Annotated in this window: 7 protein-coding genes; 6 read left to right on the plus strand and 1 reads right to left on the minus strand. The window is 26.1% G+C overall.

Annotated elements, in window-relative coordinates; translation table 11 throughout:
* Positions 1-102 precede the first annotated feature (102 nt).
* From scfB to NG901_RS16415, 4 genes are all read left to right on the plus strand, one after another.
* Positions 103-1458: a thioether cross-link-forming SCIFF peptide maturase gene (scfB, locus tag NG901_RS16400; RefSeq protein ID WP_252216994.1), complete on the plus strand. Its 1356-nt coding sequence runs from the start codon at positions 103-105 to the stop codon at positions 1456-1458.
* A gap of 226 nt (positions 1459-1684) precedes the next feature.
* On the plus strand, positions 1685-3364 hold the full coding sequence (locus NG901_RS16405) for a methyl-accepting chemotaxis protein (RefSeq protein WP_252216996.1): 1680 nt from the start codon (positions 1685-1687) through the stop codon (positions 3362-3364).
* 60 nt (positions 3365-3424) lie between these two features.
* Complete coding sequence (locus tag NG901_RS16410; protein WP_252216999.1) at positions 3425-4630, plus strand: M16 family metallopeptidase; 1206 nt, start codon at positions 3425-3427, stop codon at positions 4628-4630.
* 256 nt (positions 4631-4886) lie between these two features.
* Positions 4887-6302, plus strand: coding sequence for an aminotransferase class I/II-fold pyridoxal phosphate-dependent enzyme (locus tag NG901_RS16415; RefSeq protein WP_252217001.1), 1416 nt, complete (start codon positions 4887-4889; stop codon positions 6300-6302).
* Positions 6303-6668: 366 nt separating this feature from the next.
* Here the strand turns inward: NG901_RS16415 and NG901_RS16420 are convergent, their stop codons facing one another.
* Complete coding sequence (locus NG901_RS16420) at positions 6669-6956, minus strand: hypothetical protein (protein ID WP_252217003.1); 288 nt, start codon at positions 6954-6956, stop codon at positions 6669-6671.
* 236 nt (positions 6957-7192) lie between these two features.
* On the opposite strand from NG901_RS16420, the gene NG901_RS16425 reads away from it, so the two are divergent.
* On the plus strand, positions 7193-8692 hold the full coding sequence (locus tag NG901_RS16425) for a sodium-dependent transporter (protein WP_252217005.1): 1500 nt from the start codon (positions 7193-7195) through the stop codon (positions 8690-8692).
* Between the two features lie 22 nt (positions 8693-8714).
* The gene (locus tag NG901_RS16430; RefSeq protein ID WP_252217007.1) at positions 8715-8828 is read left to right on the plus strand and encodes a MetS family NSS transporter small subunit; all 114 of its coding nucleotides are present in this window, start codon (positions 8715-8717) and stop codon (positions 8826-8828) included.
* Positions 8829-9113 lie beyond the last annotated feature (285 nt).

Genomic DNA, 9113 nt, shown 5'->3' on the forward strand with positions numbered 1-9113 from the left:
TAGCATTCCTAAGTTCAATTACTCAGTCCACTTTGCTTATGCATATATCAACACTCTACTAAAACATAGCCTATTTTATATATGAATTAGGAGGAAAAAACAGTGTCTTTAATACACAAATTTAAACAAGGTGAAAACTTTTTTGTTTTAGACGTAAATACAGGTGCAGTACATGTAGTTGATGAATTAGTATATGATTTAGTTGATGACAATAAATTAAAATCTAAAGAAGAACTTATTAAGACTTTAAATAATAAATATGAAGAAAATGTTATTTCAGAAGCATATGATGAAATACTTGAACTTATAGATAATGGAATTCTTTATTCTAAGGATCAATATGAAGATATAGCTCATAGCTCTATGGATGATAGAGATTACATAAAAGCTGTATGTTTAAATATAATTCATGGATGTAACTTAAGATGTAAATATTGTTTTGCTGATGAAGGTGAATATCATGGACATAAAGGCGTAATGAGTCTTGAAGTTGCTAAAAAAGCAATTGATTATGTTGTTAAGAGAAGTGGTCCAAGAAAAAACATAGAAATAGATTTATTTGGTGGAGAACCAACTATGATAATGGACACTATAAAAGATATAATTAAATATGCAAGAGACAATGAAAAGAAGTGGAATAAGAACATAAGATTCACAATGACAACTAATGCTACTCTTTTAAATCCAGAAATGATGGATTTCATGGATAAAGAAATGGGTAATATAATATTATCATTAGATGGAAGAAAATGTGTTAATGATAATGTTAGAATTAAAGCTGATGGAAGTGGATCATATGATGATATAATTCCTAATATAAAAGAAATGATAAAAAGAAGAACTAAGGGTAAAACTTTCTATGTTAGAGGAACATTTACTAGAAATAACACAGATTTTTATGAAGATGTTATGGCTATGATCAATGAAGGTTTTGATGAAATATCAATTGAACCAGTAGTTTTACCAGATGAACATTCTCTTTCATTAAGAGAAGAAGATTTAGAAACTATTTTCAAAAATTATGACAAGCTATATGAAGAAATGGCTAAGAGAAAGAGAGAAGGAAAAGATGAATTTAACTTCTATCATTTCAATATAGATCTTCAAGGCGGACCTTGTGTCTATAAGAGAATTTCAGGTTGTGGTGCAGGATTTGAATATGTAGCAATAACTCCTCAAGGAGATGTTTATCCATGTCATCAATTTGTTGGAAATGAAGAATTTAAATTAGGAACTATATATGATGATACTTATGATTCAGAATTAGGAAAGAAATTTAAAGAAGCACATATATATAATAAACCTAAATGTAGAGATTGCTGGGCTAAATTCTACTGTAGTGGTGGTTGTCAAGCTAACAACTTTAATTTCAATGGCGATATGAAGATTCCATATGAAATAGGATGTAAAATGCAAAAGAAGAGAATTGAATGTGCTATAGCTCTTAAAGCTGAGTAATAAAATTAATGGACTGCTATATAATAATTATTTTATTATATAGCAGTCCTATTTTTATACTATTTAATATAATATGATTCTCATAAAAATTAATATGATTTTTATGGAATCTAACATAATATTTTTGCTAAATTGTAACTTTAATAGATAAAAAATATATAATATATAAATTTATGCTAAAATATGTTCGATAATTAAAAAATAAGAGTATATAGGGGGACAAGAAATGGAAAATGACAGAGTTATTAAAAAATCAATAAAAAGTTTACTTACAGGAGTTATATTAGTATCCTTATTAGTTATTTTTTCTTTAACAACTATAATAAGCATATTTAATATAAAAAATAGTATGACGGATGTTTTACTAGATAAATCTATTGAAGTAGCTAATGAAATGAATTCTTTAGTTGAATACATAATTCAGAATGAAGATAATCCTATTGAAAAATTACAAGAAGTAGTTGATAAAAAAGCAAAATTAGATAATATTACATACATTGTCGTAGTTGATAAAAATAACAAAGCAGTAGCACATAGCGATGAACAAAAAATTGGAAAAGTATACGATGATGATTACACAGTAAATGCAGTTCAACAAGGAAAAACAACAGCACGTAAATTTTATGCAGATGTTCAAAAAATTTGGGCATATGACATAATGGTTCCAATAAATTTTCATGGAGAATTATATGGATCATTAGATATAGGAATACCTATTAGCGGAATAAGCTCAGTTATAAATGATTTTGCTAAAGTACAAATAGTAATTACTGTTATATCATTAGCTTTACTTACAGTAGTATTAGTTATTCTTTTAAATAAAAGTTTAAAACCATTAAAAGATCTTATGGGAATTATTGATGATATAAGCAATTTAAATTTAACAGAAAATAAATTATTGGAACAATATGCGTTAAAACAAGATGAAGTAGGTAGTATATCTAAATCTATTTTAAATATGAGAATTATTCTTGGAAAAATGGTTGCATCAATACAAAATACATCCAATGAAATAAATGATTTCTCTAACAAATTAGTTGATACTACAGAAATGTCTATTAACTCGTTAGATGGAATTTCAAATGCAATATCAGAAATAGCTAGTAGTTCTCAAAAGCAATCAGAAGATATTCAAGAAGAAGTTTCTCAAATAAATGATTTAAGTAATGAAATAGATAATATATCTGATGAAACAATAGTAACTTTTGATAAAATAAATTACACAAGAACTTTAAGTGAACATGGTATTGGTGTTATGAATAATTTATCTAGTTGTTCTGAAAAGAATAGAGAGATTTCAAATAACATAAAATCTATTGTTATGGATGTTGATAGTAATTCGAAAGAAATAAGTAGTATAGTTGATACTATTAATGAAATTGCTAATCAAACTAATCTTTTAGCTTTAAATGCATCCATTGAAGCAGCAAGAGCAGGAGAAAGCGGAAGAGGATTTACAGTGGTTGCAGAAGAAGTTAAAAAACTAGCTGAAGAAACTTCTAAATTTACTAATGAAATAAGAAGTAAAATTAATGCAATACAAGAAAAATCTAATAATGCAGTTATTTCAGTAGAAGAAAATATTGCAGTTGTTAATGAAAACAATCAAGCTGTAGTAGAAACAGAAGATATCTTTAATAAACTTTCAGGTGAATTATTTAATTTATCAGAAATAATAAATAAAATTGTAAATTATAATAAGACTATGATAGGAAATAAGGATACAATTTTAGATATAATTCAAAATACTTCAGCAGCATCAGAACAAACAACAGCTTCTACGCAAGAAATTAGCAGTATATCTAAAGAACAATTATTAAGTATGAGAAGTTTAAGTGAGGAAGTTGATAGATTACAAGAATGTTCAAATATTCTTACAGCAGAGGTTAATAAATTTAAACTTTAGATATTAAAATATAACTTGAAATAAATAATCATAAGAATAACTTTTTAAGGGGGAAGACTTTTGCAAGAGTATATTTTTGAAAATAATTTAAAGTTAATATATAAAAAAAGTGAATCAGAATTATCTTCTATATGTATATCTTTAGAAGCAGGAGCAGGAGTAGAAAAAGATATTTTAGGGATAGCGCATGCTACAGAACATATGGTATTTAAAAATACTAAAAATAGAAATGAAGCACAAATAAACAAAGAGTTAAGTTCTATATTTGGATTTCATAATGCTATGACTAATTATCCATATGTAATATATTATGGAACTTTACTTGGTGATGAACTTGAAAAAGGATTAGAGATTTTTTCGGACGTAATTATAAATCCAGAATTCGTTGAGGATGGATTTAAAGAGGAAATGAATGTAATAATAGAAGAGCTTAATGAATGGGATGAGGAAGTTGAACAATATTGCGAGGATAAGCTATTTTTAAATTCATTTCAAAATAGAAGAATAAAATATCCTATAATAGGTCTTGAAGATCAACTTAAATCTATAAAATTAGAAGATGTTAAGAAGTTTTATGAAGAATATTATTTTCCAGGAAATACGTCTATTGCTGTAATATCTTCACTAGAATTTGAAGAAGTAAAGAACTTAGTAGAAAAATATTTCGGATTATGGGAAAAGAAAATTAAAATAATAGAAGAAGTTTATTATGAAAATAATGTTGAAAATACATTTATAAATGTAAGAGAAGGTTTAAAAACTTGTAAGGTTCAAATGATTTTTTCTATACATGAACTAAATGATAATGAGATTAGTTTATTAAGGGTATTTGATGAGTATTTTGGACAAGGCGTAAATTCATTACTTTTTGATACATTAAGAACTAAAAATGGACTTGTTTATGATGTTATTACTAATATTGCTCATGAAAAATACATAAAACTTTATAAAATTACATTTAGTACATCAAAAGAAAATGTAGATAAATCTATAGAATTAATAAAACAATGTATCAATAAACTTGCTGAATTAAAAAATAGCATTGAGATGAAAGATATAAAACAGTTAGTAAAGTCTTATAAACTTAAAAAATTGTTTAAAGAAGAAAAGAGTATTGTACTAGCAAAAGAAATTTCAACTTACGATACTATGTTTGGTGATTATAAAGTATATACAAATGAAAATTTAGATAATATAACAAAAGAAGATATATTTGATATAGCAATAAAAACATTAAAAAATTCATCTATAGAAATTATATCTTAAAGATAATATTTACTAACATTATTATATTTTAAGAAAAGTTAAGAGTGTAATATAATGGCGTAGTGGCATTGAAATTTGCTTTTTAGAACTCTTAATGAATATTGTCACATTTACTGCTTGTACTAATTTCATATTGGGAGCAAGCTAAAATAGGACTATATTCATTATTAGTGTTCTTAAAGTAAATTTCACAGTCCACAAGCTTTATATTACACTCTTAACTACTAGTTAAAATATATAAAGGAAAGGGAACAATATGAAAGAACGTATTCCATTGTTAAATGAATTGATAAAATATCATAAAGAAAAGAATTTATTGCTTTCTATGCCTGGCAATAAAGCTGGCTTAGGTTTTCTAAAAGATGATATTGGAAAGGAATTTGCGAAAAATTTAGGATTTTTTGATATTACGGAAGTAGATCCTTTGGATAATCTTCATTGTCCTGAAGGGGTCATAAAAGAAGCTCAAGAGTTACTTAGTAAAACTTATAATTCAAAAAAAGCTTATTTTTTAGTGAATGGGAGCTCTTGTGGAAATTTAGCTTCAATATTTGATGCATTTGATGAAGGTGATGAGGTTATAGTAGAAAGAAATTGTCATAAATCTATATACAATGCATTAATTTTAAGAAAATTAAAGGTTAGATATATTGAACCAATAGTAGATCTTGAAAAAGATATATTTTTACCTCCAAATAAAGAAAACATATATAAGGCATTAGAAAATTGCAATAATCCTAAAGGAATAATTTTAACTTATCCAAATTATTTTGGAATAACTTATGATATTGAAGAAATTTTAAAAGATTTAAAGAAAAGAAATTTAAATATTATTATAGATGCGGCTCATGGAGCACATTTTGGACAAAGTGATAAGTTACCTAAAGATATATATTATCTAGCTGATTATGTTGTTTTAAGTGCACATAAAACTTTGCCAGCATTAACACAGGGGGCATACCTTTTGGTTAATAATGATAGTGAAAGCATAGAGTTTTATTTAAAAACTTTTATGAGCACTTCACCATCATATTTAATTATGGCCTCTTTAGATTATTCAAGACATTATTTAGATGAATATGGAGTGAATGATTATAAAGAATTAATATGCAATTGCCAAATATGGAAAGATAAAATTAATTCTTTAAATAAAACGTATATACTTTCTAAAGAAGACTTAGAATTTGAATATGATATAGATATAACAAGATATGTAATGTTATTACCAAGTGGGTATAGTGGACATAAATTTCTGGATTATTTAAGAGAGAATAAAATACAAGCTGAAATGAGTTTTTCAAGAGGGGTAGTTTTAATATTATCTCCGTTTAATACTGAAGGTGATTTTGAATATATTTTTAAGGTCATAGAAAATTTAGATATAGAAGTATTAAAAAATAATAGCGATGTTAATGCTAAATATTATAATCTTGTTCCAAATAAAAAATTAGAACCTCATGAGGTATTTAAATTAAAAGGAACTTATCGCAAAGTAGGAGAGAGTGAAGGAAAAATATCTAAAAATATGATAATACCATATCCACCAGGAATACCTTTAGTTTGTCCAGGAGAAGTAATAAGTAGGGATGCAATTAATATAATAGAAGATTATATTTTGAATAAAAAAAGTATTATAGGTGTAGAAAATAATATAATAGAAGTTGTTGATTAGCTAAATAAGTTCAATTACAATGTCACTTTACTTATTGCATATATCAACACATATTTAAAACCGAGATTAATAAAAATAATCCTATTTTAGTAGAAAATAACTACTTAATAGTATTATTTTTTTATTCTTTAGGAATTTATATTATTAAAAAATTTGTAGATAACTTTTAAAATAATGTGTTTTAAAGGTATTATGAGTACCCCTAAAGAATAAAAAACAATCATATGCCGCACCATTATTCCTGCACTGCGTTTGGAAAGGGCGCATGGCTAAAAAAATCGACGGCTCCAAAGTCGCCTTAGCGATTTTGTTCTAAAGAAATTTAAGTGGCTTTAAGTATTATTTTTAGGTGTATCATTTTAGTTATTAATCACATTCATGACAATTAAAATTTAAATGAAAGATAGTTGTACTATCTTCACTACATGTTGCCCCACATATTGTACATTCTTTATTGTAACTTGAGTTATAAGTTACAATCTCACAATTATCTTTTGTATCATTAAATTCATGATACGAAACTTTACCACTATCTACATTTGCTTTTGTAATTTTCCATGAGTGAGTAGGTTCATTTGTATTTGCAAAAACGTTAAGTGAAGTAGAACCTAAACAAATAAATGCTAATACTCCGCATAATAAAAATTTTTTCATAAATTTCAACTCCTTCAATCAATATTAACATAATATGTAAATAATAAAAGTTAATTTTAATATAGCAAATTGACGAAAAGTTAAGAAAATATGCAAAAATAAAATGAATTATCAATTAAATCAATAAAAATATAAAATATTTTTAAATAAATATTGAAAATATTATTAAATTATTATATTATATTAATAATTAAAGAATGATTTTATTTATCTTATCTACAAAGGGGGAAGTGGACATGAATGAAAAACGGGATCAATGGGGTAGCAAATTGGGATTTATTATTTCGGCTATAGGTTCAGCAGTAGGCTTAGGTAATATATGGAGATTTCCATATGTAGCATATTCAAATGGTGGAGGAGCATTTTTAATTCCTTACTTTTTTGCTATTTTTACTGCAGGTATACCATTATTAATATTAGAATATGGAATGGGGCATAAATATAAAGGATCAACACCACTTGCAATGGCAAGAGTAAATAAAAAGTGGGAGTGGCTTGGTTGGTGGCCTACAATCAGTGCATTTATTATACTATGCTATTATTCAATGATTTTAAGCTGGGCTATTAATTATTTAAGATTTAGTTTTACTAGAGGTTGGGGAAATGATTCAAATTCATTTTTTCATAATGATTTTTTACATTTAACTTCATCACCATTCGATTTTGGTGGGATAGTTTGGCCTATATTTATAGGAATCGCTATTATTTGGCTAATTAATTGGACTATTTGTTATAAAGGAATAAAAGGTGGAATAGAAAAAGTAAATAAAGTTCTATTACCAATGTTAATAATAATTATGGTTGTAATAGCCATTAGGGGAGTAACATTAGAAGGTGCATCTTTAGGATTAAATACATTATTTACACCAGATTGGTCAAAAGTGTTAGAACCAAAAGTATGGATAGCAGCATATGGACAAGTATTTTTTTCATTAAGTTTAGCCATGGGAATAATGATAACATACTCAAGTTATTTACCAAAGGAAACAGACATTAACAATAGTGCTTTTATGACAGCTTTTGCTAATTGTGGTTTTGAGTTTTTATGTGCTATAGCAGTTTTTGGAATATTAGGTTATATGGCTAATGTTCAAGGTGTTTCTGTGTCAGAAGTTGCTTCAAGTGGAGTTGGTCTTGCGTTTATAGTATTTCCAGAAGTATTTAGCGCAATGGGAAGCTGGGGAATTATTTTAGGAGTTTTATTTTTTGCATGTTTAATATTTGCAGGTATTACATCTACAGTTTCGTTAACAGAAGCAGTATCAGCGCCATTTGTGGATAAATTTGGATGGAAGCGTAATAAAGTAATAACAGTATTTTGTTTAATAGGATTTTCAACAAGTTTACTTTTTGCAAGTGGAGCAGGATTATATCTATTAGATATAATAGATAACTTTATAAACAATTACGGAATAGTTGTTGTTGGATTATTAGAAGTAACTTTAGTAGGATGGATATTAAAACCTTATATAATAAGAGAGCATACAAACGATATATCATATTTTAGAATAGGCAAATGGTGGGATGTTACAGTCAAATATTTAACACCAGCAATATTAATATTTATGTTAGTACAAAGTTTAATTACAGAAATTAAATCTCCATATGGTGGATATTCATTAAGAGCATTATTTATGTATGGTTGGAGTGTAATATTAATAGGAATAGTATCATCAATTATTATTACTAAAAAACCATGGAAAAATAAAAATATAGATAATTTTGAAGAGCAATAAAAGTATATAGGAGGAATTTATAATGAACAGCATAGCAATAACTTTCTTTGGATTAGGTGCAGTGGTTTTATGGGGAGGTTTAATGTTAACATTAGGTATAACAATTTATAACGAGAAAAAATTAAAAGTACAATAAATAATTAGAATGACTAAGGAAATACTATATTATGACCTTAGTCATTTTTAATATCTTAACTTGGAGTATTTTAATTTTTTCAAATGTTTTATTATAATATAAGTATATAATTTCTATTATTATCCATATATTAAAAGATAAACATTTAAACTCCCATAAAGAAAAGAGTTTAAATTTAGTATAAGTTAATAAATAGAAATAATTAATATATAAAGGCTATGTTTTAGCAGAGTGTTGATATATGCATAAGCAAAGTGGACTGAGTAATTGAACTTAGGAATGCTA

Origin of the sequence: Clostridium sp. CMCC3677, assembly GCF_023845585.1 — a bacterium.
GTDB lineage: Bacteria > Bacillota > Clostridia > Clostridiales > Clostridiaceae > Clostridium > Clostridium aquiflavi.

Bases quoted from the DNA above. Each gene is read 5' to 3' on its own strand.
- NG901_RS16405 (WP_252216996.1), top strand. From the start codon at position 1,685: ATGGAAAATGACAGAGTTATTAAAAAATCAATAAAAAGTTTACTTACA.
- NG901_RS16415 (WP_252217001.1), top strand. From the start codon at position 4,887: ATGAAAGAACGTATTCCATTGTTAAATGAATTGATAAAATATCATAAA.
- NG901_RS16420 (WP_252217003.1), bottom strand. From the start codon at position 6,956: ATGAAAAAATTTTTATTATGCGGAGTATTAGCATTTATTTGTTTAGGT.
- NG901_RS16425 (WP_252217005.1), top strand. From the start codon at position 7,193: ATGAATGAAAAACGGGATCAATGGGGTAGCAAATTGGGATTTATTATT.
- NG901_RS16430 (WP_252217007.1), top strand. From the start codon at position 8,715: ATGAACAGCATAGCAATAACTTTCTTTGGATTAGGTGCAGTGGTTTTA.